General features: G+C 66.3%; 26 protein-coding genes. 14 read left to right on the forward strand and 12 right to left on the reverse strand.

Annotated features, from left to right (window positions below; genetic code table 11):
* Positions 1 to 3 precede the first annotated feature (3 nt).
* Together HGB41_RS11230 and HGB41_RS11235 are read right to left on the reverse strand one after the other, a co-directional pair.
* Positions 4 to 1,125 carry a type IV pilus twitching motility protein PilT gene (locus HGB41_RS11230; RefSeq protein ID WP_171084242.1) on the reverse strand — a complete coding sequence of 374 codons (1,122 nt, stop codon included), beginning with the start codon at positions 1,123 to 1,125 and terminating at the stop codon, positions 4 to 6.
* 99 nt (positions 1,126 to 1,224) lie between these two features.
* Entirely contained in the window at positions 1,225 to 1,698 is a 474-nt protein-coding gene (locus tag HGB41_RS11235) for a DMT family transporter (RefSeq protein WP_171084244.1), read from the reverse strand.
* Between the two features lie 219 nt (positions 1,699 to 1,917).
* Between HGB41_RS11235 and HGB41_RS11240 the strand changes: the two genes are divergently transcribed.
* A complete protein-coding gene (locus HGB41_RS11240; protein WP_171084246.1) occupies positions 1,918 to 2,703 on the forward strand; it encodes a head GIN domain-containing protein in 786 nt (261 codons plus the stop codon).
* A gap of 125 nt (positions 2,704 to 2,828) precedes the next feature.
* On the opposite strand, the gene HGB41_RS11245 is transcribed toward HGB41_RS11240, so the two are convergent.
* Together HGB41_RS11245 and HGB41_RS11250 are read right to left on the reverse strand one after the other, a co-directional pair.
* Positions 2,829 to 3,272 (reverse strand): copper chaperone PCu(A)C, encoded by a 444-nt coding sequence (locus HGB41_RS11245; protein WP_171084248.1) that lies wholly within the window; start codon positions 3,270 to 3,272, stop codon positions 2,829 to 2,831.
* A gap of 53 nt (positions 3,273 to 3,325) precedes the next feature.
* Positions 3,326 to 3,868 (reverse strand): YaeQ family protein, encoded by a 543-nt coding sequence (locus HGB41_RS11250; RefSeq protein ID WP_171084250.1) that lies wholly within the window; start codon positions 3,866 to 3,868, stop codon positions 3,326 to 3,328.
* A gap of 133 nt (positions 3,869 to 4,001) precedes the next feature.
* Between HGB41_RS11250 and HGB41_RS11255 the strand changes: the two genes are divergently transcribed.
* From HGB41_RS11255 to HGB41_RS11290, 8 genes are all read left to right on the forward strand, one after another.
* Positions 4,002 to 5,033 (forward strand): NADP-dependent oxidoreductase, encoded by a 1,032-nt coding sequence (locus HGB41_RS11255; protein ID WP_171084253.1) that lies wholly within the window; start codon positions 4,002 to 4,004, stop codon positions 5,031 to 5,033.
* A 196-nt stretch (positions 5,034 to 5,229) separates the two neighbouring features.
* A complete protein-coding gene (locus HGB41_RS11260; protein ID WP_171084255.1) occupies positions 5,230 to 5,790 on the forward strand; it encodes a hemerythrin domain-containing protein in 561 nt (186 codons plus the stop codon).
* A 129-nt stretch (positions 5,791 to 5,919) separates the two neighbouring features.
* Positions 5,920 to 6,273, forward strand: a complete 354-nt coding sequence (locus HGB41_RS11265) for a KGG domain-containing protein (protein ID WP_171084256.1) — start codon at positions 5,920 to 5,922, stop codon at positions 6,271 to 6,273.
* 225 nt (positions 6,274 to 6,498) lie between these two features.
* Positions 6,499 to 7,053 carry a YgjP-like metallopeptidase domain-containing protein gene (locus HGB41_RS11270; RefSeq protein WP_171084259.1) on the forward strand — a complete coding sequence of 185 codons (555 nt, stop codon included), beginning with the start codon at positions 6,499 to 6,501 and terminating at the stop codon, positions 7,051 to 7,053.
* 122 nt (positions 7,054 to 7,175) lie between these two features.
* Positions 7,176 to 8,435 (forward strand): hypothetical protein, encoded by a 1,260-nt coding sequence (locus HGB41_RS11275; RefSeq protein ID WP_229423012.1) that lies wholly within the window; start codon positions 7,176 to 7,178, stop codon positions 8,433 to 8,435.
* Positions 8,436 to 8,443: 8 nt separating this feature from the next.
* Complete coding sequence (locus tag HGB41_RS11280; RefSeq protein WP_171084261.1) at positions 8,444 to 8,875, forward strand: type 2 periplasmic-binding domain-containing protein; 432 nt, start codon at positions 8,444 to 8,446, stop codon at positions 8,873 to 8,875.
* Between the two features lie 4 nt (positions 8,876 to 8,879).
* A complete protein-coding gene (locus HGB41_RS11285; protein ID WP_171084264.1) occupies positions 8,880 to 11,603 on the forward strand; it encodes a bifunctional diguanylate cyclase/phosphodiesterase in 2,724 nt (907 codons plus the stop codon).
* Positions 11,600 to 12,697 carry a diguanylate cyclase gene (locus HGB41_RS11290; RefSeq protein WP_171084266.1) on the forward strand — a complete coding sequence of 366 codons (1,098 nt, stop codon included), beginning with the start codon at positions 11,600 to 11,602 and terminating at the stop codon, positions 12,695 to 12,697. The genes HGB41_RS11285 and HGB41_RS11290 overlap by 4 nt, the downstream gene beginning before the upstream one ends.
* 120 nt (positions 12,698 to 12,817) lie before the next feature.
* Here HGB41_RS11290 and HGB41_RS11295 read toward each other — a convergent pair whose 3' ends face one another.
* The 8 genes from HGB41_RS11295 to HGB41_RS11330 all read right to left on the reverse strand — a co-directional run bounded on the left by HGB41_RS11295 (position 12,818) and on the right by HGB41_RS11330 (position 19,610).
* Complete coding sequence (locus HGB41_RS11295) at positions 12,818 to 13,369, reverse strand: LOG family protein (protein ID WP_171084268.1); 552 nt, start codon at positions 13,367 to 13,369, stop codon at positions 12,818 to 12,820.
* Positions 13,370 to 13,385: 16 nt separating this feature from the next.
* Positions 13,386 to 14,081: a TetR/AcrR family transcriptional regulator gene (locus HGB41_RS11300; protein ID WP_171084270.1), complete on the reverse strand. Its 696-nt coding sequence runs from the start codon at positions 14,079 to 14,081 to the stop codon at positions 13,386 to 13,388.
* A gap of 76 nt (positions 14,082 to 14,157) precedes the next feature.
* Positions 14,158 to 14,625, reverse strand: a complete 468-nt coding sequence (locus tag HGB41_RS11305; RefSeq protein WP_171084272.1) for a phasin family protein — start codon at positions 14,623 to 14,625, stop codon at positions 14,158 to 14,160.
* A 91-nt stretch (positions 14,626 to 14,716) separates the two neighbouring features.
* Positions 14,717 to 15,529 (reverse strand): response regulator, encoded by an 813-nt coding sequence (locus HGB41_RS11310; protein WP_171084274.1) that lies wholly within the window; start codon positions 15,527 to 15,529, stop codon positions 14,717 to 14,719.
* 61 nt (positions 15,530 to 15,590) lie between these two features.
* On the reverse strand, positions 15,591 to 16,544 hold the full coding sequence (locus tag HGB41_RS11315; protein WP_212760907.1) for an alpha/beta hydrolase: 954 nt from the start codon (positions 16,542 to 16,544) through the stop codon (positions 15,591 to 15,593).
* Entirely contained in the window at positions 16,541 to 18,160 is a 1,620-nt protein-coding gene (locus HGB41_RS11320; protein ID WP_171084277.1) for a GMC family oxidoreductase, read from the reverse strand. Before HGB41_RS11320 ends, HGB41_RS11315 begins: the two co-directional genes overlap by 4 nt.
* Positions 18,157 to 18,675, reverse strand: coding sequence for a twin-arginine translocation signal domain-containing protein (locus HGB41_RS11325; RefSeq protein ID WP_171084279.1), 519 nt, complete (start codon positions 18,673 to 18,675; stop codon positions 18,157 to 18,159). Before HGB41_RS11325 ends, HGB41_RS11320 begins: the two co-directional genes overlap by 4 nt.
* 164 nt (positions 18,676 to 18,839) lie before the next feature.
* Entirely contained in the window at positions 18,840 to 19,610 is a 771-nt protein-coding gene (locus HGB41_RS11330; RefSeq protein WP_171084281.1) for an RNA methyltransferase, read from the reverse strand.
* A gap of 175 nt (positions 19,611 to 19,785) precedes the next feature.
* Here HGB41_RS11330 and HGB41_RS11335 point away from each other — a divergent pair, with 175 nt between their 5' ends.
* The 5 genes from HGB41_RS11335 to HGB41_RS11355 all read left to right on the forward strand — a co-directional run bounded on the left by HGB41_RS11335 (position 19,786) and on the right by HGB41_RS11355 (position 24,301).
* On the forward strand, positions 19,786 to 20,565 hold the full coding sequence (locus HGB41_RS11335; protein ID WP_171084873.1) for an inositol monophosphatase family protein: 780 nt from the start codon (positions 19,786 to 19,788) through the stop codon (positions 20,563 to 20,565).
* Positions 20,566 to 20,830: 265 nt separating this feature from the next.
* On the forward strand, positions 20,831 to 22,249 hold the full coding sequence (locus tag HGB41_RS11340) for a DEAD/DEAH box helicase (RefSeq protein ID WP_171084283.1): 1,419 nt from the start codon (positions 20,831 to 20,833) through the stop codon (positions 22,247 to 22,249).
* 303 nt (positions 22,250 to 22,552) lie between these two features.
* The gene (locus HGB41_RS11345) at positions 22,553 to 23,005 is read left to right on the forward strand and encodes a MarR family winged helix-turn-helix transcriptional regulator (RefSeq protein ID WP_171084285.1); all 453 of its coding nucleotides are present in this window, start codon (positions 22,553 to 22,555) and stop codon (positions 23,003 to 23,005) included.
* 78 nt (positions 23,006 to 23,083) lie between these two features.
* On the forward strand, positions 23,084 to 23,872 hold the full coding sequence (hyi, locus tag HGB41_RS11350) for a hydroxypyruvate isomerase (protein ID WP_171084286.1): 789 nt from the start codon (positions 23,084 to 23,086) through the stop codon (positions 23,870 to 23,872).
* 63 nt (positions 23,873 to 23,935) lie between these two features.
* Positions 23,936 to 24,301, forward strand: a complete 366-nt coding sequence (locus tag HGB41_RS11355) for a VOC family protein (RefSeq protein ID WP_171084288.1) — start codon at positions 23,936 to 23,938, stop codon at positions 24,299 to 24,301.
* Positions 24,302 to 24,327 lie beyond the last annotated feature (26 nt).

Consider the following 24,327-nt stretch of genomic DNA (forward strand, 5'->3'; position numbering starts at 1 on the left):
TGATTACACCATGTCCGCGAACGAGACGCGGTCGGTGGTGGCATTGCGCGCATCCTCCACCCGCACCTTGTGCGAGGCCAGCAGCTGCTCGAGCGAGGCATTCATCGTGTGGCAGCCGGCGTCGCGGCCGGAATTCATGTGCGCGCGGATCCCACCCACGTCGCCCGACTCCAGCATGCGCATGATCGCCGGGCTCGGGGTCAGGCATTCGGTCGCGAGGTGGTAGCGGTTGCCCTCCACCGAGGGCAGCAAGGCCTGGCACAGCACGCCGCGCAGCGCGTGCGCGAGGGCCTGGGCCTGGGCTTCCGAGTTGCCGAGCAGGCGCAGCATCTTCTGCAGGCCCAGTTCGGTGGAACGCGCATGCAGCGTGGCCAGCACCAGCGGGCCCGATTCGGCCAGCGCCAGCGCTTCCTGGGCGGTTTCGGCATCGCGGATCTCGCCGATCACGATCACGTCCGGCCGTTCGCGCAATGCGTCGAGGGCGCCAAGGTAATAGCTTTCGACGTCGCCGTCGACGCCCACCTCGCGCTGGGTGATGATGCACTTGCGCTGGGGGATCAGGGTCTCGACCGGATCTTCGATGGTGATGATGTGGCCCGAGCGGTGCTTGTTGATCTCGTCGATCATCGAGGCGATGGTGGTCGACTTGCCCTGGCAGGTGTCGCCAATGATCAGCACCAGCCCGCTGTTGAGGCGGGCGAATTCCTGCTCGTCCTTCCACAGGCCCAGCTCCGACAGCGCCACCGGTTCCTTCGGGAAGCGGCGGATCACGCAGCCCAGGCGCTTCTTGCCCTGGAAGCTGAAGCAGTTCGCGCGGATGCGCGCCGTGTGCAGGTCGATCGAACGGTCGAACGCGCGCACCTGGATGCGCTCGTTCCAGTTCGGCTCGATCACGTCGAAGAATTCTTCCAGCTCTTCCTTCGTGATCGGCGAATCGGTCACCGCCACCAGCCCCTTCGGCTGGCGCAGCATTAGCGGGCTGTTCTGGTGGATGATAATGTCCGAGAACACCAGGCGCGAGTTCAGCAGGTGGAGGATCTGCTCGACCAGGGTGCCGAATACCGGATGGTCTTCGTTCTCGATATACGACAGGGTGGGGATCTGCGAAGACTGGTGATGTTCCATCTGGCCGGCACTTAGGAAAAGGTTAACTTGTGCCGGATATTATAGAACCATGCTTCGTCGAAAGATTGCAAAACTGAAATAATAATTTCAGCCTGGGCGCTAACGTCCAAAACCCGCAACGATGCGCTCGCCGAACAGGGTCACCGCCACTCCCAGCGCCACCACGCCGGCGCCCAGCATCCTGACGCCGGAGACCTTGCGCGCGGCCATGTGGATCAGCCCGAAGTGGTCGATCGCCATCGAGGTGATGAGCTGGCCGGCAATCACCAGCACGATCAGGCTCAGCAGGCCGATGCGCGGCGCCAGGAACACCGTGCCGAACACGAAGGCAGCGCCGAGGAAGCCGCCGGCGAATTTCCAGGCCGGCTGGGTGGCCAGCGCGGCAAAAGTGGGCCCGAGGCCGCCGCGCGACAGCGCCATGCCGCCCAGCACGATGGTGCCGCAGGCGAAGGACACGAAGGCGGCGACCACCGAATTGGCGCCGATCGACGCGGCCAGCTGGGTATTGACGGCCGCCTGCACCGACATGGCCACGCCGACACAAAAGGCCATTATTAAGAGAATCAGGTTCATGCTTGCTTCCTCCGGCACGCAACCGGGGCAAAAAGCGCACCATTCTAGTGCAAACCGGCCGTTCAGGATAGACATGCAGTTCGCATGGGCGGCCGACAGCCTGTCCCGCCACCCTGCATCCTGGGCCGCAAGCTCTGCAATTCGTCGCATGGGGCATGCGCCGAACCCGGCGTTTGCCTAGGATGGCCTCATCGACAAACGGTTTTCAAGGAGACAAGAATGAACAAGACCACCCTTTCGACAACCCGCCTGCGCGGCGTCGCGCTGGCCACCGCCCTCGTGGCCTTTCTTGCCTGCGCTACCACCCCGGCCTATGCCGGTGAATGGTCGTGGGGCGGCGAGCAGGTGCAGGGAAGCGGCAGCATCAAGCGCCAGGTGCGCCAGGTGTCGCATTTCACCGGCCTGGCCCTCGAAGTGCCAGGCGAGCTGGAGCTGCGCCTGGGCGACACCGAATCGGTCACCATCGAAACCGACGACAACCTCCTGCCGCTGGTCGAAACCGTGGTCGAGGACGGCACCCTGAAGATCCGCCCTTCCAAGCGTAACCTGAACCTGAAAACGAGAAACCTGAAGATCGTGGTGCATGCGCGCCAGGTCGAGCGCCTGGGGCTGGGCGGCTCCGGATCGGTCGACGCGGATGTGCTGCGCGGGCCGCACCTGGACATCAACCTGGGCGGCTCGGGCGAGATCAGGGTGCGCAAGCTGGAAAGCGACTCGGTCGCAGTGAACCTGGGCGGCAGCGGCGACTTCAAGGCCGACGGCGGCAATGCGCGCAAGCTGTCGGTATCGATCGGCGGCTCGGGCACGGTCGACATGGGCCGGGTGCAGTCGGACAGCGCCAGCATCCGGGTGGCCGGTTCGGGCGAAGCGACCGTGTGGGCGCGCCATGAACTGAGCATGACCATCGCCGGCTCGGGCGACGTCAATTATTACGGCGACCCGCGCATCAGCAAGAAGGTCGTGGGCTCGGGGGATGCGCGCCGGATCGCGGCGGCGCCAAGGTAGTAGATTTGCCGCAGATCGTAGGGTGGGCGGGTCTCCCGCCCGCGCGTTCAACCAGTGTATGAAAAACCTGCGCGTCGGACCATATGTAATTTGAACGCGCGGGCGGCGAAGCCGCCCACCCTACATTAATGGTGCGCGCTATGCGTCAACGGCTTCACCGGCACGTTCACCTTCACGTCCTGGCGCTTGCCCGCGGCATCCTGCACGTTCAGGGTGACGGCGACGGTCTCGCCCTCCTTCACCTGGCGCTTCAGGTCCATCAGCATCACGTGGTAGCCGCCGCTGGCCAGGTTGACCGGCTTACCGGCCGGCAGCTCGATCGACTCCACGCGGCGCATGCGCATGGTCTGGCCATCCATTGCCATTTCGTGCAGCTCGGCGCGGCCGGCCACCTCGGTCTGGACGCCGACCAGGCGCGCCGGCGTGGCCGACTGCACGCGCATGAAGGCGCCGGTGACCTTCTGCTGCGGCACCGTGGCGCGGATCCAGGGTTCGGTGACGCTCACCTGGGCAAAGGCGGAAGCGGAAAGCAGGCCACTGGCAAGCAGGGCAAGAAGCTGTCGGGTCATGTGCGGCACCGTCGAATGAGTGGAATCTAAAATTATAGCGGTACTGTGACCACTTACAGCGAGCCGCGCAGGTATTCCCGCTCGACCAGCACCGTGTCGACACCGTCGGTGAGCCAGATCTGACTGTCCTGGATCGTGCACTGCAGCTGCATGTTCCGCTTCGCCATGTTCGCCAGCTGGGCGCTGGTCTCGCTCGGGATGTTGATCACCGAGACGTTGCGGGCGCGGTCGATCTTGTTGGCGATGCCCTTGAACCAGATGTCGCTGGTGGCGCTGTAGCTGTACACCACCACCTTGCTTGATCGGCCGGCCCCTTTGAGGATGCGCTTTTCGTCCGGCTGGCCGACTTCGATCCACAGGTCGATGGCGCCGGTCAGGTCCTTCTGCCACAGGGCCGGCTCCTCGACGTCGAACAGGTCCTTGGTGAAGGCCAGTTGCGGGTCGGCGTGCAGCGCAAAGGCGAGCACGCGGATCATCACGCGCTCGTCGGTCTCGGACGGGTGGCGCGCGATGGTGAGCGTGTGGTCGCCGTAATAGTTGCGGTCCATGTCGGCGATCGACAGGTCGGCTTTATAGATGGTTGCTTTGAGAGCCATGGTGCGTGATGGATGCGTGTTGGGGTTAGCCTGCTATTGTCGCACGCGCCGCACGCGGGCGCGGCGAAGACGGTATAGTCACGTTGATAATCACCTTGCTCAAACACCTTACCAACGCCATCAGGAGACCCGCATGACCAACGCATTCCCGCCGAACCAGCAGTTCCGCCTTGCGGCCCGCCCGCTCGGCATGCCGCGCAACGAAGACTGGCTGTTCCACGAAGAGGCCGTGGGCGAGCCGATCGATGGCGGGATCGTGGTCAAGGTGCTGTACCTGTCGCTGGACCCGGCCATGCGCGGCTGGATGAACGAAGGCAAATCGTATATCCGCCCGGTGGCGATCGGCGAAGTCATGCGCGCAGGCGGGCTGGGCATCGTGATCGCCTCGAAGTCGCCGCGCTTTGCCATGGGCGACTACGTGGTCGGCGGCACCGGCGTGCAGCGCTACTGGTCCGGCCCGGCCGACGACAAGACCGCCGCGTTCACGAAAATCGATCCGCGCCTGGCACCGCTGACGGCCTGGCTCAACACGCTGGGCATGCCGGGCATGACCGCCTTCTTCGGCCTGCGCGAAGTCGGCCAGCCGAAGGCCGGCGAAACCGTGGTGGTCTCGGGCGCGGCCGGCGCGGTCGGCATGACGGTCGGCCAGGTGGCGAAAAAGATGGGCTGCCGCGTGGTCGGCATCGCCGGCGGCGAGGACAAGTGCCGCTACGTGGTCGAGCAGCTCGGCTTCGACGCCTGCATCGACTACAAGGCCGGCCCGGTCCACGCCGGGCTGAAGGAACACTGCCCGCAGGGCGTGGACGTCTATTTCGACAATGTCGGCGGCGACATCCTGGACGCGGTGCTCACCCGGATCAACATGAAGGCGCGCATCGTGATCTGCGGCGCGATCTCGCAGTACAACGCGACCAGCCAGGTCAAGGGTCCGGCCAACTACCTGTCGCTGCTGGTGAACCGTGCGCGCATGGAAGGCATGGTGGTATTCGACTACGCGCCGCGCTATGCCGAGGGCGTGGCGACTTTGGCCGGATGGATGCAGGAAGGCAGCGTCAAGAGCCATGAACACGTCACCGAAGGCTTCGAGCGCTTCCCCGAGGCGCTCCTGATGCTCTTCGAAGGCAAGAACCTGGGCAAGCTGGTGCTGAAGGTCGCCGACGCCTGAACGCATCAATGCGCCGGGAATGCAAGGTTTCCCGGAATTGCTTTTGATCTATCGCATAATCACCATGGGTCGTCTAAACTTGTTCTCCTGAGGCGCGTCTATTACGCTTTGGCTTGGCGCGCCTTTCCCGTTGCGAGGAGATCATGATTCCATTTCCTGAACCGGCCGGCAGGCCGCGCGCCGGCTAGGAGGCGCCATGCATTCCACCGATTTGCCCGAGCCGCCCGACGGCATCATCGCCCAGCTGCGCGCCGACCACGCGCGCGTGCGCGCCATGCTCCACGAATTCGCGATGCTCGACGGCGAAGAAGTGGAGCGGCGCGAGCGCCTGGTCGACGACCTGTGCGACGAGCTCTCGCTGCACGCTACGCTCGAAGAAGAATTGTTTTATCCGGCGCTGCGCGCCGTGGTAGACGACAGCCTGCTCGACAACGCGGAACTCGAGCATGACAGCGCGCGCGAGCTCATACTCCAGCTCGAGACGCTCTTCCCCGAAGACGACTTTTTCAACGCCACCGTCGCCGTGCTGGCCGAAGAAGTGGCGCACCACGTCGCGCACGAGGAGACCGTGTTGTTCCCTGCCCTGGCGCGCGCCGGCGTCGACCAGGTCGCGCTCGGCCAGCGCCTGCGCGCGCGCCGGCTCCAGCTCGAACTGGACCTGGCTTCGCCGCCGCCCGCCATCGACGGCACCGAGCCGCGCGGCCTGCTGCGCGGCTCCCTGGGCCAGCTGCGCGAACGGCGCGCGCGGCCGCGCTAGCGCGAGCCTTCGCGCGCCGAGGCCGATGGAACTAACGCCCCAGCCGTGCCTCTAAACGGCACGAGCGCATCCATATAGGCGTTCGCGGGTTCCTACTTCGATAGCACACAGGCAGACAAGGAGAGCGACATGGCGACGAGTAAAGACACCGGCAAGGGCGCGGGCAATCAGTCCGGCAACGCCCAGAAGGCCGGCGCCGGCAGCGGTACGCCGGCCAAGCGCGGTTTCGCAGCGATGGACCAGAACCAGCAACGCGAAATCGCCAGCAAAGGCGGACAGGCGGCGCACCAGAAAGGCACCGCCCACGAGTTCGATTCCGAGGAAGCACGCCGCGCCGGCCAGAAAGGCGGCGAGGCCGTGAGCCGCAACCGCGCCCACATGGCCGACATCGGCCGCAAGGGCGGCGAAAGCCGGCAGTCGGCCCAGCGCGCCGCGCTGGCGGCAAAGAATGCCGGCAACCGCCAGGGCGGTAAGGAGGGATGACAATCCCTCCGGATGACAATCCCTCCGGATGACAATCCCTCCGGATGACAATTCCTCCCGGTGACAAACCTCCGGTTAAACCCCACCGGCCGACAAGCTGCCAGGCCGGCCACCCTTCCACATGACGGTCATTCCATCCGACCGACGTATTCTTACCACGGCGCGCCGTCCGGCGCCGTGGCACCGGGACCGCAGCGGCAAACGCTGTGTTACATTGCGGCCCCTATGCACAAGCTTCCCTACCTCACGGCCTATCCCGACGCCCTGCGCAGCCAGGTTGGCGCGCTGGTCGACGCCGGGCGGCTCGGCGAGGTGCTCCTGCAGCGCTACCCCGACGCCCACGGCATCCGCACCGACAAGGCGCTCTATGCCTACGTGCAGGACCTGAAGGACGACTACCTGCGCCAGGCGGAACCGGTTGCCAAGGTCGCCTACGACAGCAAGATCCATGTGGTGCAGCACGCCCTCGGGCTGCATACGGCCATCTCGCGCGTGCAGGGCAGCCGCCTCAAGGCCAAGCACGAGATCCGCGTGGCCAGCGTGTTCCGCGATACCCCACTGCCCTTCCTGCGCATGATCGCGGTGCACGAGCTGGCGCACCTGAAGGAGAAGGAGCACGACAAGGCCTTCTATAAACTGTGCTGCTGGATGGAACCGGAATACCACCAGCTCGAATTCGACCTGCGTCTTTACCTGACCTGGCTCGACCTGGGCGGTAAGCGCCTGTGGATGGCCGGGGAAGACCGCGTTGCCATCTCACAACAGCAGTTGTCAAACTGATTCGTTGCCATACGTAAAGATCTCGACTTTCACGGGCCCGTTCGGTAAAGTCTGAGCGTCGCGTTCTCCCGGCCGCGCATTCCCCAGCTCTCCAGTGCCGCCCGGCCGAAATGTTGAACACGATGACGAACCAGAATCTTCATGATGGCGCCCTCCTGCCGGCCATGCTGCGCACCAGCATTGTCGCCTGCACCTTGGCCGCCGGCAGCGCCGCCCAGGCTGCCGACGAACTTGCCTGGAAATTTTCCGGCTTCGGCACCCTCGGGGCCGTCCACGCCAGCACCCGCAGCGCCGACTACACCTCTACCATCCTGCGCGCCACCGGCGCCGGCGCCAGCGAGCGCTGGAGCCCGGACGTGGACAGCCGCCTCGGGGCCCAGCTCGACGTCTCGCAGGACCGCTGGTCGGCCGTGCTGCAGGTGGTCAGCGAACAGGGCATGACGGGCAGCTATCGCCCGCGCGTCGAATGGGCCAACGTCAAATACCAGGTGACGCCGGACGTCGCCGTGCGACTGGGCCGCATCGCCTTGCCGGTGTTCCTGGCCGCGGATCACCGCAAGGTCGGCTATACCCTGCCCTGGGTCCGCACACCGGTCGAGGTCTATGGCGCCTTGCCACTGTCCAGCAGCGACGGCATCGACGCCACCTGGCGCTGGAGCGCCGGCGCGATGCGTCACGCCACCCAGGCCTTCTACGGCCGCACCGACACCGAATTGTTCGACAGTAACCGCCTGCGCGCACGCGGTGTCGCCGGGTTCTCGCACAGCATCGAACAGGGTTTCCTGAGTGGCCGCGCATCGATCCTGAGCGGCAGGCTGACTACCGAGGTTGGCAGCGAGGTATTCGCCGCACTGCGCGCCTTCGGCCCGCAGGGCGCGGCCATTGCCGGGCGCTACGACATTCGCGACAAGCGCGTGGCCATGGCGAGCGCCGGCATCAGCTACGACCCGGGCCAGTGGTTCGTCAGCGCCGAAATCGGGCGCACCCATACCCGTACGCTGCTTGGCCAGACCACCTCGATGTACCTCGGGGGCGGCTACCGCTTCCACGAACTCACTCCTTACCTCGGCTATGCGAAGGTGCGCGCCAATAGCGCCATCAGCGACCCTGGCCTGCCCCTGGCCGGCCTGCCCCCGCGCTTGCAGGCGACGGCCGCGATCGTCAACGCTGGCTTGAATTCGTACCTGGCAACGATCCCGGTACAGACCACCGCGAGCGCCGGACTGCGCTGGGATGCGGTGGACAATGTCGCCCTCAAGGCACAGTACGACCGCGTTCGGCCGACTGGAGGCTCGCGCGGCACCCTGATCAATCGCCAGGCCGATTTCCGCTCGGACCAGACGGTCCATGTAGCGAGCGTCGCGCTCGATTTCGTCTTTTGAGGCGCCGCATGGGCATCCACTTCTGCTCCCTGCTGGCCGCCGCCACGCTGCTGTTCGCAGTCTCCGGCAGTGCGTCGGCGGAACTCGTCGTCATCGTCTCGGCACGCAGCCCGGCAACCTCGCTGTCGAGTGACCAGGTGGCCGCCATCTTCCTCGGCCAGGCCGGCCGCCTGCCCGACGGCGCCGACGTGGTGGCGCTCGACCAGCGCATCGGCTCCAGCGAACGCGACCAGTTCTACCGGCAGGTCGCCGGCAAGACCCCTGCCCTGCTCAAGGCGCACTGGTCGAAGATGGTCTTCACCGGCCGCGGCCAGCCGCCGCGCGAGGCCCTTGACGGCAGCACGGTGCGCCGCATGGTGGCCGAGAACCCGTCGATGATCGGCTATGTCGACCGCTCCGCCCTGGACGGCAGCGTGCGCCCGGTGCTGGTACTGCGCTGAGGCCATGAAAGCCGCCCTGGCCGAGCAGGCGCATCCCCGTCCGGCGTCGCCTCCCGCGCGCCGCACCGCCTTCGCGCGCCTGCTCGGGCGCGGGCTGGAAACCCATATCTCGCTGCCGCTGTTCGCGCTGGTGCTGATCGCGGCCCTGTGGTTCGCCACCTTCCACGTGATCGGCACCGAGGAGCGCGCCGCGCGAGGCGCCGCGCACGACGCAACCCGCGAACTGGTGGACACCTACGAGGCCCAGATGGCGCGCAGCCTGAGCGGAATCGACCAGACCCTGCGCGTCATGCAGTATGCCGTGGTCATGAACGGGCCGAACGAAGCCTTGGGCGCCATGAGCGCCAAGGGGCTGTTGCCGCCGGGACTGGTGTTCCAGGTGGCCATCACGAACGACGCCGGCCGTATCCTGGCCAGCAACCCGAGGACGAGTAGCGGCGGCGATGTCTCGCGCGCCTCCTGGTTCACCTTTCACCGTGACCGAGACGGCGACGCGCCCTATGTCAGCGAGACCATCGGCCGGGACGAGCCGCACGTCGTGTTTTCGCGCCGCATCAACGACGCCGATGGCCGCTTTGCCGGCGTCGCCACCGTGGCGGTCGACCCCGCCTTCTTCACCAGTTCCTACGAACACTCGCGCCAGGGCGAGCGCGGCCTGCTCGGCATGGCCGGCGGCGACGGCGTGGTACGCGCGGTGCGCACCGGCGAACAGGTTCGATGGGGACAGCGCATCGTCATTGGCAAGGCGGACCAGGTGGTGCTGGCGCCAAGCCCGCTCGATGGCGAATCGCGCTACAGGAGCGTGCGGCCCCTCAACGGCTTCCCGCTGGTGGCGATGGTCGGACTCTCCGAGTCCGAGCAGATGGCGGCCTTCCACCAGCAGCGCCGCGCATGGCTGCTGGGCGCCAGCGCCGGCAGTGCGCTGCTGGCGATCGTCGTCTCCCTCATCAGCGCCTGGTCATGGCAGCTGGCCAAGGCGCGCCGGCGCGAACGGCTGGCGCAGGAAACCTATGCCGCGGCGTCCGAGGCCAGCCTGGATGCCTTCTTCGTGCTGCGCACGGTGATGGGTGCGGGCGGCGAAGTCGCCGACTTCATCATCGAGACCACCAATACCCGCGCCGAGCAGCTCACCGCCCTGTCCAAGGCGGACATGGAAGGCAAGCCGATGTCGGTGATGCTGCCGACCTATCTCGGCAGCGGCATCTTCGGCGAGCTGGCGGCCGTTGCCATCGACGGCGTGGCACGCGAGGCCGAATGGATGGCGCACCTGCCGCACAACCCGGACTGCTGGCTGCACCGCCAGGTGGTGCGGGTCGAAGGCGGCGTGGTCGCCATCGTGCGCGACATCACCGAGCGCAAGCGCGCCGAGCAGCGCATCCGCCACCTGGCCCACCACGACGACCTGACCGGCCTGCCGAACCGCAGCCTGTTGCGCGACCGCCTGGGCCAGGCCATCCGCGACGCCGAACGCAAGCGCACCAGCGTGGGCCTGGCCTTCATCGACCTCGACGGTTTCAAGCTGGTCAACGATGGCCTCGGGCACAACGCCGGCGACGAGCTGCTGAAGGTGGTCGGCGAACGCATGGGCCTCTGCCTGCGCCGCAACGACACCCTGGCGCGCTTCGGCGGCGACGAATTCGTGATCCTGCTGCCCGACCTCTCGGGCGACCCGATGGCCATCACGCCGCTGCTGGAAAAAGTGCGCCAGGCCGTCACCGAGCCGGTCGAGGTGGAAGGCCAGGAAGTGCAGGTCAGCTGCAGCATGGGCGTGGTGCTCTATCCGCGCGACGGCCTGGATGCCAACACCCTGATGATGAATGCCGACGCGGCGATGTACCGCGCCAAGGAAAACAAGAACAGCTTCCAGTTCTACGCCAGCGAAATGAATGCCAGCGTCGAGGAAAAGCTGGTGCTGCTCGAAGGGATGCGCACCGCGCTGGAACCCTGCCTGGAAGAGCGCGATGGCCGCTGCACCGGCGCCGATTGCCAGTTCCAGCTGCTGTACCAGCCGAAGGTCGACCTGCGTACCGGCCAGGTATTCGGCGTCGAGGCCCTGATCCGCTGGAACCATCCGGAGCACGGCCTGATTTCGCCGCTGCGCTTCATCGGCCTGGCCGAGGAAAGCGGCATGATCGTGCCGCTCGGCGAATGGGTGCTGCGCACCGCCTGCTTTCAAACCCAGGCGTGGCGTGACGCCGGCCTGCCGCCGCTGGCGGTCTCGGTCAACGTGTCGGCCAGGCAGTTCGAGGAAAAGCGCCTGGTCGAACGGATCGCCGACGCCCTGCGCGACAGCGGCCTGCCGCCGCAGGCGCTCGAAGTCGAAGTCACCGAAAGCTCGATCATGCGCGACCTGGCCCGCTCGGTGGAGAAGATGCGCGAGCTCGAGGCGATGGGCGTGGCGCTGTCGATCGACGATTTCGGCACCGGCTATTCGAGCCTGTCGGCGCTGAAATCCTTCCCGATCAGCCGCCTGAAGATCGACAAGAGTTTTGTCAGCGACCTGGCCGACAGCCTCGATGACCAGGCCATCGCGATGGCCGTGATCTCGCTCGGCCACAAGCTGAACCTGCGCGTCATCGCCGAAGGCGTCGAAACCGAACAGCAGCGCGACTTCCTGCGCGCCAACGACTGCGACGAGATGCAGGGCTACCTGTTCAGCCGCCCGGTGCCGCCCGAACGCATTGCGGAGATGCTGGCCGCGTCGATTACCTTGCCGGAGTCGCCTTGACCCTGCTGCGCCGCCTCATCCGCCTGCTGTGCGGCACCGATCCTGTCCTGCGCCGGATGCTCAAGTACTGGGCCGCGACCTGCGTGCTGTATGTCGCCTGCATCGGCATGCTGCTGGTGCAGGTGGAGCTGGGTCTGAGCAATCCGGCCGCGGCGAATGGCCTGATCGCCTTCGGTGGCTGCGGCGCCTTCGCCTTCTACCTGCTGATCCGCGCCAACGCCCGGCTCAAGCTGGAGCCCGACCAGCTCGCGGTGGCCCAGGCCGTGTTCTCGCTGGTGTGCGCATTCTGGGCCTATGCGATTTCGGGACCACTGCGCGCGGCCATGCTGATCATGGCGGTGGTGATCATCGTGTTCTGCATGTTCGCCCTGCGCCCGCGCCAGACGCTGGTGCTGTCGGCCGTCGCCATCGCCGGCATGGGCGCGACCATGTGGTGGCTGCAGGCGCACGACCCGGTGCGCTTCCCGCCGGCGACCGAAGCACTGACCTTCGGCTATCTGGCCGGTGCGCTGCTGTCGACCGCGCTGCTGAGCGGCGAGATGAGCAAGCTGCGCTCGCGCCTGAAGCGCCAGAAGCGCGAGCTGACCGAGGCCCTGGAAACCATCCGCCTGCTGGCGACCGTCGACGAACTGACCTCGCTGGTCAACCGCCGCCACATGAACGAAGTGCTCAAGGCCGAGGAGCGGCGCCAGGCGGCCGGCGCCGATACCTGCATCGCGCTGCTCGACATCGACTTCTTCAAGCAGGTCAACGACCAGCACGGCCACGCGGTCGGCGACAGCGTGCTGCGCTGCTTCGCTGCCGCCGCGCGCGCCTCGCTGCGCGAGGGCGACGTGCTGGCGCGCTGGGGCGGCGAGGAATTCCTGCTGCTGCTGCCGGACGCCGCACCCGGCGACGCCCGCGCCGTGCTGGAACGGATGGCCGAACGCGTCCACGCAATGCTGGTGCCGGGCCTGGACGGGCGCCGCATCAGCTTCTCGGCCGGCTTGGCCACGCGCCGCGCCGGCGAGCCCTTCGCCGACGCCATCAGCCGCGCCGACAAGGCGCTGTACCAGGCCAAGGAGTCGGGGCGCGCCCGAATCGTGCTGGCCTGAACCGACTTGGCTTCCATGCGCGAATTGATGCAGTTGCGCCGTGCCATGCGCCTGGTCAAAGCCCAAGATGATCAGCCGAATGATCCTCGTGCCGGCTGACGCTCGATTCAATTATCCGTCTTAAGCCGGCACGCAGGCAGCCCGCAGCCGCCTGATCAGCGCATCCGGATCCGCATCCACCTGCATCAGCCCCAGGTGCTCCGGCCTGACGAAACCCTCCTCGCACTGGTGGCGCACAAAGCTGACCAAGCCATCCCAGAAACCGTTCGCGTTGTACAGCCCGATCGGCTTGGCGTGGATCCCGAGCTGGGCCCAGGTCACCATCTCGAACAGCTCTTCCAGCGTGCCCATCCCGCCCGGCATGGCGATGAAGCCTTCGGACAGGTCGGCCATCATGGCCTTGCGCTCGTGCATGTCCTTGACCACGAACAGGCGGGTCAGGCCGGCGTGGCCGACTTCGCGTTCGACCAGCGCCTTGGGGATCACGCCGGTGGCTTCGCCTCCAAGGCGCAGCACCTCGTCGGCGATCACGCCCATCAGGCCGACCTTGCCGCCGCCGTAGACCAGGCCGATGTTGTGTTCGACCAGCGATGCTGCGAGCAGGCGCGCCGCGTCGGCGTAGAAGGGATTGGCGCCATGCGCGGCGCCGCAATACACGGCCAGGGTTTTCATCGTGGAGAGAAGAGAGTTACAGGAAATCGGCGCCCGGACGGGCTTCGGCGGAGAGCTTCTTGAGGTATTCCTCGGACAGCTTCTCGAACAGCAGGCGGGTGTCGCCGCGCAGGTAGGGCCCCAGCATCGATAGCACCTGGTAGCAGCCGCGCGCGAGGGCGTCGGCGATCGCCTGCTGCTCGCTGTACTTGCGCGGGTTGCGCACGTATTCGTAGGACAGCCAATAGGTCGCCACCACCACCATGTTGGTCGCCATCGCGCCAATATGGTGGTCGGAGGCTTCGAGCGAACCTTCGCTGCGCAGGTCTTCGCACAGCTGGCGCGCCACCTTGATCTTGTGGGCCAGGATGGCCTTGAAATGCAACTCTAACTTGCGGTTGCGCGACAGCAGGTCGTTCAGGTCGCGGTAGAAGAAACGGTAGCGCCAGATCAGCTCGAACATCAGGTGCAGGTAGAGCCAGACATCTTCCATGTTCGAGCGGCGTCCGGCCGGCACGGTGAGGATGCGCTCGATCTCCGCCTCGAACTGGACGAAGATCGAATTGACGATGTCGTCCTTGTTACGGAAGTGATAGTACAGGTTGCCGGGCGAGATATTCATCTCCTCGGCAATGACCGTCGTCGTGATGTTCGGCTCGCCGAATTCGTTGAACAGCCTGAGCGAGAGCTCAAGGATGCGTTCACGGGTCCGGCGCGGAGCTTTTTGTTGCATGAAGGGCGAAGTTTATGGTTCCAGCCCGGAGAATAACACCAAATGATGCCATCGCGACAGCGCCGGAGGACGCGTTTCAGGCGCCTTCGCCATCTTCCTGCACGATCGTGCCTTTTGGCGGGCGGCGGGTGCGCGGTTTGGGGGCCGCGGCGGGCAGGCGCGTCGCCAGGTCGGCCAGCATTTTCTCGAGTTCGTCGACGCGCCGGCGCAGTGCCTCGACCTCGCTGGCGGCCGGCACGCCGATGGTGGCCAGGGCGCGCGCCACGCGCTCTTCGAACACCTGTTCCAGCTTGCCCCAGGAGCCGCTGCTCCGCCGGCTGGCGCGTTCGGCGGCGCGTGCCACGGTGCCGGTGGCTTCCTCGACTTCGCGGGCGCGCTTCTGCAGGGCGCTGCCGTCGCGCACCAGGCGGGTGAACGAGCTGCCGCCCTCCTCCTGCGCCTTGGCGAAGGCGCCCAGGCCGGCCTGCCAGATCTGCTGGGCCGAATCGCGCACGGCGAGCGCGAGCGCCTCGTCGTCGTCGGGGGCGGGGAGTTTCTTGGTCATGGCGGTTCCCTCCTGGTGCTCTCCCTGCCATTGTAGGCAGGCGAAATAGAAACCGGCTTCTAAACGGGGTGATGAGGTGGCAAAAGGGGCCTCAGGCCGATGCGCGGCTGCGCTGCAGCGTGACTGCGTCGCGGATGCTCTGGCGCAGGGTGGCGGCCGATACCGGCTTGGCGTAATGCGCATCGGCGATGCCGGCGCGCAGTGCGGCGTCGATGGCGGCCAGGTCTTGCTGGCCGGTGAGCATCAGGCGCACCGTGCGCGGATAGCGCTGCGCCACCTGTGCCAGCACCTCGGTGCCGCTCATGCCGGGCATCGACTGGTCGCACAGGATCACCTCGACCGGCTCGCGTCCCAGAAGCGCCAGTGCCTCGGCGCCGGAGGCGGCGCTGAGCACGCGCCATGGTTCGGCCTCGAGCATCTCGGCCAGCACGGCCAGCATGAAGGGATCGTCGTCCACCAGCAGGATGGTGGGCTGCGCTGCCGGCTGCGTGGCAGGCGGCAGCGCAGGCCGCGGCGCGGGCGCAGGCACCGGCGCCGCATGGGGAACCAGGAAGGCTTCCAGCTCGGCCACGAAGCTTTCGGGTTCGATCGGCTTGCTGATATAGCCGTCGAATCCGGCCGCCAGCAGCTTTTCGCGGTCGCCCGCCATCGCCAGCGCGGTGACGGCCAGGACCGGCACGCCGGCCAGCACCGGCTCGGCCTTGAGCGCGGCCAGCACGGCGAACCCATTCATGCCGGGCAGGTTGACGTCGCAGGCGACGAGGTCGGGCGGTTCGGCGCGGGCGGCGGCGATACCGCGCAGGCCATCTGGTGCGGACAGCGCGGCATGGCCATACGCCGTGAGCAGGAAGGCCATGAGCTCGACGTTGGCTGGATTGTCTTCGATGATCAGGATGCGGGCCAAGACGGCGCTCCCAGTACGTGTTGTGGCTACTGTAGCATGGCCATCGTAAATACAATAAGCCTTAGCGTTCCCGAACCCGGAACAGTTCCTGCATCACGGCAGCGAGCACATGCCGGTTGCAGCCGAGCGCCACGTGGCCGACGCCGCCGAAAGCGATATGGCGCGCGCCCGGCAATTCGCTCGAGGTCTGGGGCGAAATGATGTTGTCGTGGTGGGTGAAGATCGAGGTGACCAGGGCGCGGGTGGCCGCATCTTCGCTGGCGGCGAGCGCGCGCAGCCAGTCGCATCCGGGCAGCTCGTCGGGGTCCTCCGGATATGCACGGCGCATCTGGGCGGCATTCAGGCCGACCCCGAACGCAGCCAGGCAGGTGCCGTGGTGCGGCGTGCCGAGCGTGATCACGCGCGCCACCTTGCGGGTGCCGCAGGCGCGCATCCAGGCGCGCGCCACCAGCCCGCCCATGCTGTGGGCAACGATGACGACCTTGCCCGCGCCGGTCGCGGCCCGCAGCGCCTCCACTGCCCGCTCGACCAGCGGCGCGTAGGCATCGATGTCGCCGGTCAGCGGTTCGAGGTCGACCGCCGCATGGCTGACCTGCGCGGCATCGAGCAGCGGCATCAGGCGCGACCAGTAACCGCTGTTGCAGCCGTAACCGTGCAGCAGCAACACCGGCGGCGCTTGGGAACCTGGATAAATGCGCGTGCACGGCCGCGCCCGCGGCATGGTCCACGACGACTGCAGCATGCTGGCCGCGAACTCCTCGCCGAACATGCGCAGGCGCGCCGCGACACCCAGCTGGTATTCGCCCGGCGTCGGGCTGGCATAGCGCGCGCTCATCGCGAAATTGTTGGCGTTGATGAGCAACCGCACCAGCAGCACGCTGCCCAGGCCTGCTCCGAATGCCTGCCAGCGCGAGGCGCCGAATACCTCGATGGCCGCCACGCCGATGCCCAGCGCGGCCAGCGCCTGCAGCACCAGGATCAGGCGCAGCAGCCCACGCGCGCTGATCTGTTTCATGCAACCCGCGCCGCCGGGCGCCCGGTCAAGGAGGCCGCAAGGCCGCTCGCCAGTTTCGCCGTCAGCGCATAGATCGACAGTTGCGGGTTGGCGCCGAGCGAAGTCGGGAACAGCGAGCCGTCGTGCACCGACAGGTTGGCCAGGCCCCGGTAGCGGCCATCCGGCGCGGTCACGCCAAGCGCGTCGTCGCCGGACATCGCGCAGCCGCCCATGACGTGGGCCGAAGCCAGGCGGGTCAGGTGCACCTGCTGGGGCAGTGCGGCGATACCGGCCTTCGCTTCGCTCCAGGAGCGGTAGCGGCGCGACATCTCGTGGGCCGGCAGCACTTCGCGCGCACCGGCCGCGAACTGGATCTCGGCCATGCTCAAGAGCGCGCGGCGCGCGCCGTCCCACAGGTAATCGGTGAGCGGGTAGTCGAGCTCCGGGCTGCCGTCGCCGCGCAGGCGCACCGTACCGCCCGGGGCGCCGTCATGGAAGCCGTCGCGCAGCAGCGCCAGCATGCCCTGCAGGTGCGGGAACTCGCGCATCATCTGCGCATGCTGTTCGCCGAAGCCGTTCATGGTCGTGGCCAGCAGCAGCGGGTGCAGCGGCGGCGCCTCCAGCTTGTAGCCGATCGGGCCATCGACGGCGCCTTGCAGGAAGTGGTCGGAATAGACGGTCTGCGGCGCACCGGCCCAGGCCTCCACGCGCTGCGGGAAGAAGGCGGCCGAGATCAGGGTCGGGTGCAGGAAGGTGCGCTTGCCGAGCTGGCCGCTAGGGTCGGGCGCCTTCGAGCGCAGCAGCAATGCCGGCGAATTGATGGCGCCACCCGCGACCACGTAGTGGCGCGCGCGCAGGGTGAGCGTGCGTCCGCTCGGAGCGATGCCGGCCGAATCGAGCGCCTGGCAGAGCAAGGTATCGGCGCGCTCGCCCTTGAAGACGAAGCGTTCGGCGCGGGCGCGCGTGACCAGCGTTGCGCCATGCTCCAGCGCGGCCGGGATGGTGGTGACCAGCATCGACTGCTTGGCATTGGTCGGGCAACCCATGCCGCAGTAGCCGAGGTTCCAGCAGCCGTTGACGTTGCGGCGGATCAGTCCCGTTTCGATGCCGAGCTGCTGTGCGCCGCGCCGCAGCACGTCGTTGTTCTCGTTGGGCGCGCCCGCCCAGTCGCCAATGTGCAGGCGCGCCTCCATCATGGCGAACCACGGGGCCAGCGCGTCAAGGCTCGCATCCGGCAGCGCGTAGTGGCGGCGCCACCATTCCAGCGTGGCCGGTGGCGTGCGGAAGCTCGAGGTCCAGTTGACGACCGTGGAGCCGCCCACGGTGCGGCCCTGCAGGATGTTGATGCCCTTGTCCGCCGTCTTGCGCGCGGCCGATTCCTGGTACAGGGTTGGATAGGCTTCGCTTTCCCTCATCTTGAAGTCGCTCGAGGACTTCAGCGCGCCCTCTTCCACCACGATGACCTTCAAGCCGGAGCGTGCCAGGATCTCCGCCGTGACGCCGCCGCCGGCGCCGCTGCCGATGATGACCACGTCGGCTTCCAGCGTGCGGTCGCTCGTGATGGTCGAAGCGTCGATCAGCGTCCAGCCTTTGGCGATGCCTTCCCGGATCGGATCAGGGATGATCGGGGCGCTCATGCGAGTTCCTTCATCGGCCCCGGATAGCCGGTCGCTGCCCAGCTGGACGGCTGGGCATACCAGGCGCCCAGCATCAGGTCGTGCAGCGCGTGGTAGGCGGTGCGGAGCAGCCCGAGGCGGTGCAGGCGCCAGTCCTGCAGGAAGGCGCTGACGTCCTCGATGCGGGCCCCTTCCCAACCGCCGGCGATCCCGGTCAGCAGGCGGCGTGCGGGCGCCAGTGCGAGCAGGCCGAACAGGTCCTGGATTTCTTCCTGGGTGGCGGGCGGCAGGCCGAGGATGGCGGCGTGCACGCCATCAACGGCGGCCGACAGCGCGGCGGCGCGGCCTGCATCTTGCGGCAAGGCGCCGGCCAGGATCGCCGGTGCGATTGCATGCAGGGCGGCGCGGGCTTCGCCGTCGAGGGCGAAGCGGTGCGGCGTGGCGGTGTGCGTGGCCCGGTAGAGCGCGCCGCCGGCGGCCAGCGCCAGCGCGGCCACGCCGCCGGCTTTCAGGAAGCTTCTTCTGGATGTCCCCATGCTCTGTCTCTTGTGTTTTTCCTAGTGTACGACAAAGCGAAACACCCTCAACAGGCGAGGACTAGAGGACTGCATCTAAGCCGGCATCACCCATTTGCCATGCCGGCGCAAGATGCAAAGGATATTTGCATCCAGGGCTAAAACGGCAAATATCCTGTGCAGGCTTATTTCGGCGGAACGCGCTTGAGGATTTCGCTGGCGATGCCGCGCAGGATGTTGACTTCTTCGGTCTCGAGCCCGGTACGCGCGAACAGGCGCTTCAGGCGTGGCATCAGCTTCTTCGGGTTGTCTGCGTTAAGGAAGCCGATCGCCACCAGGGCCTGCTCCAGGTGCGCATACATGCCGTCGACCTGGGTCACGCTGGCGGCGTCGCCATGGAAGCCCACGCCGCGCTCGTCGACGGTGCCGCCCGCCTCTCCCATGCTCGCCATCCGGCATTCATAGGCCAGCACCTGGGCCGCCTGCGACAGGTTCAGCGAAGAGTAGTCGGGATTGGCCGGGATATTGATCAGGACATTGCAGCCCTCGACGACCGCGTTCGGCAGCCCGACCCGTTCGTTGCCGAGGATGAACGCCGGCCGCAGGTCGTCCTGCCCGGCCGCATGAGTGGCGAAGGCGCGCGGGGTCCAGATCGGAGGGGAGAATTCGCGCAGGCGTGCCGATACCGCGGCCGCGAAATTGCAGCCTTCCAGCGCTTCCTGCATGCTGCCGACGATACGCGCGCCCTGCAGCACGTCGATCGCGCCGCTGGCGAAGGCCACCGCCTCCGGGTCGCTCAAGGGGTCGGTACAGCGCGGCGTGACCAGCACCAGCTCGGTAAATCCCATCGTCTTCATGGCCCGCGCGACCGACCCGACATTGCCCGCACGGCTGGTTTCGACCAGCACAAAACGCAGGCGTTTAAAAAGAGACGTGTTGATTTCGGTCGGGTTCATTTAAAATAGCGCTATCGCGCGGTGCAGACAGGTGGATTCGTGGACGTCAAGTCTGGGGATTCTAACGGTTTCAGCACCGCTTTGCTCTTTGTCATTCTCTAATAGCTGACCGTTCACGGCGCATCCATGCGTGGTGGGCGTTCGCGTTTTTTCACGGAAAGCCTCCATGCACCCAATGCTCAACACGGCCATCAAGGCCGCCCGCCGCGCCGCCACCGTCATCAACCGGGCGTCCTTCGACATCGACCGTATCACCGTTTCTGAAAAACAACACAACGATTTCGTCACGGACATCGACCAGGCGGCCGAGCAGGCCATCGTGGAAACGCTGCTGAAGGCCTATCCGGGCCACGCCATCCTGGCGGAAGAAAGCGGCGCCTCAAGCAATTTGAATGACGAGTCAGAATTCGTGTGGATCATCGACCCGATCGACGGCACCACGAACTTCATGCACGGCTATCCCAACTTCTGCATCTCGATCGCCCTGCAACAGCGCGGCGTGACCACCAATGCCCTGGTCTACGACCCGGTGCGCAACGACCTGTTCACCGCCACCAAGGGCGCCGGCGCCTACCTGAACGACAAGCGCATCCGCGTGCGCAACCACGACCGCCTGGGCAAGGCCCTGCTGTCGTCGGGCCATGGCGCCGACCCGCGCGCGCTGGCCGAATACCTGCGCATGTATGAAGTCGTCGCCTCGCGCTGCCACGGCGTGCGCAGCAGCGGTTCGGCCGCGCTGGAACTGGCCAACGTGGCCGCCGGCCGCATCGACGGTTTCTATGAAAAAGGCCTGAAAGTCTGGGATATCGCCGCCGGCGCCCTGCTCGTGACGGAAGCCGGCGGCATCGTCGGCGAGTTCAGCGGCGAGTCGGATTACCTGCACAAGGGCGACGTGATCGCCGCCGGCCCGAAGGTTTTCGGCGCCATGATCCCGCTCCTCTCGCCTTTCGCGTAAAATACAGGCTGTGCTTCTGGGGCGTGCGCCGTTTTTCCATGCATCGCCCCGCTTCACCGGACGGAAAGTCCCGGTCAGAAACTTTCCACTGAGAAATAACTTCTCTATAATCCCGGCTGTACGCGCTTGATCTTCAGGTGCGGCAGCGTCCGGCGTTCCCGCGGTTTCCACCGCGTCCCGCCTGCAATGACTAATCCGATTTCCCTGGACTACACCATCTGGCGTCAGGCCATCCGGGTGCGGCCCACTTTTTTATAAAGCATTCATGTCATTTTCTACTCTCGGTTTGTCCGACGCGATCGTTCGCGCCGTCACTGAACAAGGCTATACCACGCCAACCCCGATCCAGGCACAGGCGATTCCCGCAGTGCTGAACGGCGGCGACCTGCTGGCCGGCGCACAGACCGGCACCGGCAAGACCGCCGGCTTCACCCTGCCGATCCTGCAGCGCCTGTCGAGCGACAAGGTAGGCAGCACGCTGGCCAGCAAGACCTCGCCGCGCGCCATCCGCGCCCTGGTGCTGACCCCGACCCGCGAACTCGCGGCCCAGGTCGAGGAAAGCGTGCGCCTGTACGGCAAGTACACCAACCTGAATTCCGCCGTGATCTTCGGCGGCGTCGGCATCAACCCGCAGATCAAGCTGCTCAAGCATGGCGTCGACGTCCTCGTCGCCACGCCGGGCCGCCTGCTGGACCACGCCGGCCAACGCACCGTCGACCTGTCGAAAGTGGAAATCCTGATCCTGGACGAGGCCGACCGCATGCTGGACATGGGCTTCATCCACGACATCAAGAAAGTGCTGGCCCTGCTGCCGCCGAAGCGCCAGAACCTGCTGTTCTCGGCCACCTTCTCGGACGACATCAAGGCCCTGGCCGACAAGCTGCTGGACAACCCCGCATCGATCGAAGTGGCGCGCCGCAATTCGACCGTTGAGGTCATCTCGCAGAAGATCCACCCGGTCGACCGCGACAAGAAGCACCCGATGCTGTCGCACCTGATCAAGGAAAACGACTGGGAACAGGTGCTGGTCTTCACCCGCACCAAGCACGGCGCCAACAAGCTGGTCGAGCAGCTCGGCAAGGACGGCATCGGCGCGATGGCGATCCACGGCAACAAGAGCCAGACCGCCCGCACCAAGGCCCTGGCCGAGTTCAAGGATGGCAGCCTGCAAGTGCTGGTCGCCACCGACATCGCGGCGCGCGGCATCGACATCGACCAGCTGCCGCACGTGGTGAACTACGACCTGCCAAACATCCCGGAAGACTACGTGCACCGCATCGGCCGTACCGGCCGTGCCGGCGCGACTGGTGAAGCCGTGTCGCTGGTCTGCGTGGACGAACACCAGATGTTGAAAGACATCGAAAAGCTGATTAAGCAAACCCTGCCGCGCCAGGTCATCCCGGGCTTCGAGCCTGACCTGAACGCCAAGGCCCAGCCGATCCAGCTGCGCAGCGGCGCCCCAGGCCATGGCGGCCGTGGCGGCGGTGGCGGTGGCCGTCCTGCGGGCAACCGCGGCGCCGGTGGTGGCGGTGGTGGTGGTGGCGGCAACCGTGGCGCCGGCAACGGTGGCGGTGGCGGTGGCGGCAAACCGCGCAGCCCAGGCGGCGCCCCGGCCTCGGCCGGCGCCAAGCGCTCGAGCGGCCCACGTCCAGCCAGCGCTTCGCGCCCAGGCCGCGACCGCTAAGACAGCACTAAGTTTGCTTCGTGGCTCTTGCTAGAGCCCGTTAATGAGGGTCAGAGTCGAATTATTGGGAAACTTTCAAATGTTTCCTGTAATTCGACTCTGACCCTAATTGTTTTGCAACAGCCTCTGCAACAAGCCAATTAGGGTCAGAGTGCAATTAATGGGAAAGATTGTTAAATTTCCCGATAATTGCACTCTGACCCTCATTGTTTTGTAATAGCCGGTTCATTTTCCGCTTGCGCACTGAAGAAAGCAGGCATATAGTTGCAAGATCAATGATCTATTGAGTACAAAGAAAGGATAATGATGAGCTCCGCACCCCTCCCTGCCGAGACCGAGTTTTGCCTGCGCATGGCGCGCGTGACGACGGCGCTGGTGCGCCGCTTCGATTCGGCGCTGGGCAGCCATCATGGGATCAGCTTTTCCGATTACCAGATCCTGCGCCACCTGAACCTGGCACCGGGCGGACGCCTGCGCCGGGTGGACCTGGCCGAATGCCTGGGCTTGACGGCCTCGGCCGTGACCCGCGCGCTGCTGCCGCTGGAGAAGATCGGCCTGGTTGGCCGCGAAAGCGATCCGCGCGATGCCCGGGTCGGCTTCGCGATCATCACCCCGACCGGCAGCGAACTGGTCGGCAACGCTGAGTCGGTGGTGAATGTCGTCAGCAACAACCTGGTGGGCAATGTGCGCGCGGAGCTGCTCTCCCTGAATACGGCGCTGGCGCAGATGTCGGGCAATCCGGGCGCCAGCATCTGAACGCGGCGCCCCGCATCGGTTCCTGCTCCTGGCGGTCGTTTGGTTTAGGATAGGGATCCGTTCCCTGTCCCGATCACGATGCCCAAATTCGCCGCCAACCTGAGCACGCTGTTTACCGAAGCCGCCTTCCTCGAGCGCTTCGGCCTCGCGCGCGCCGCCGGTTTCGACGCTGTCGAGTTCCAGTTCCCGTATGCCTTCGAGCCGCGCCAGATCGTCCAGCGCCTGCAGCGCTATGACTTGCAGCTCGTGCTGCACAACCTGCCGGCCGGCGACTGGGCCGCGGGCGAGCGCGGCATTGCCTGCGATCCGCGCCGCGCCGCCGAATTCCGCGACAGCGTCGGCCTGGGCCTCGAATACGCGCTCGAACTGGGCGTGAAGCGCCTGCACTGCCCGGCCGGCAAGCTGCCGCCCAAGGTCACGGCCGAGCGCGCCCATGCTGCCTATGTCGACAATTTGCGCTACGCGGCGGCGCAGTGCCGGGCGCATGGCATCGACCTGCTCATCGAGCCGATCAACACGCGCGACATCCCCGGCTATTTCCTCACCGGCACGCGCCAGGCTGCGGCCATCATCGCGGAATGCGGCGCGGACAATTTGTTCCTGCAGTACGACATCTATCACGCCCAGCGCATGGAAGGCGAACTGGCCGGCACCATCCGCGAATTCCTGCCGCTGATCCGCCACATGCAGCTGGCCGACGTCCCCGGACGCCGGCAGCCCGGCACCGGCGAGATCAATTACCCCTACCTGTTCCGCCTGCTGGACGAACTGGGCTATGACGGCTGGATCGGCTGCGAATACACCCCGCAGGGGGAGACTGCAGCGACCCTCGCCTGGTTCGAGGAAGCACGCGCAGCCGCCCGCTGAGTTCGCTAGACAGTGGATGACCGTTCGGGCAACATTGGCGTTTCACTCAGCCGAGGAACCACGATGATCCAGGGTTTGCGCACCGTCATTTACCCCGTTACGAACCTTCCCGATGCCACCGCCTGGTACGATAAGGTCGTCGGGCACAAGCCCTACTTCAACGAAGTCTTCTACGTGGGCTTCGAGGTGGGCGGTTTCGAGCTCGGCCTGATCCCCGACGGCGAACCCGGCCTTACCGGCGGCACCGCCTACTGGGGCACCCCGGATGCCGACGCCGAAGTCGCGCGGCTGGTCGAACTGGGCGCGGAACTGGAATCGCCCGTGGCCGACGTCGGCGGCGGCATCCGCGTCGCCACCGTGCGCGACCCCTACGGCAACCTGTTCGGCGTGATCCAGAATCCCCACTTCGACCTGGCCAAAGCCCGCTGACTCCCCACCGCGTAATTGACCATAAG

The sequence above is a fragment of the Telluria aromaticivorans genome, from assembly GCF_013003915.1.
GTDB lineage: Bacteria > Pseudomonadota > Gammaproteobacteria > Burkholderiales > Burkholderiaceae_D > Telluria > Telluria aromaticivorans.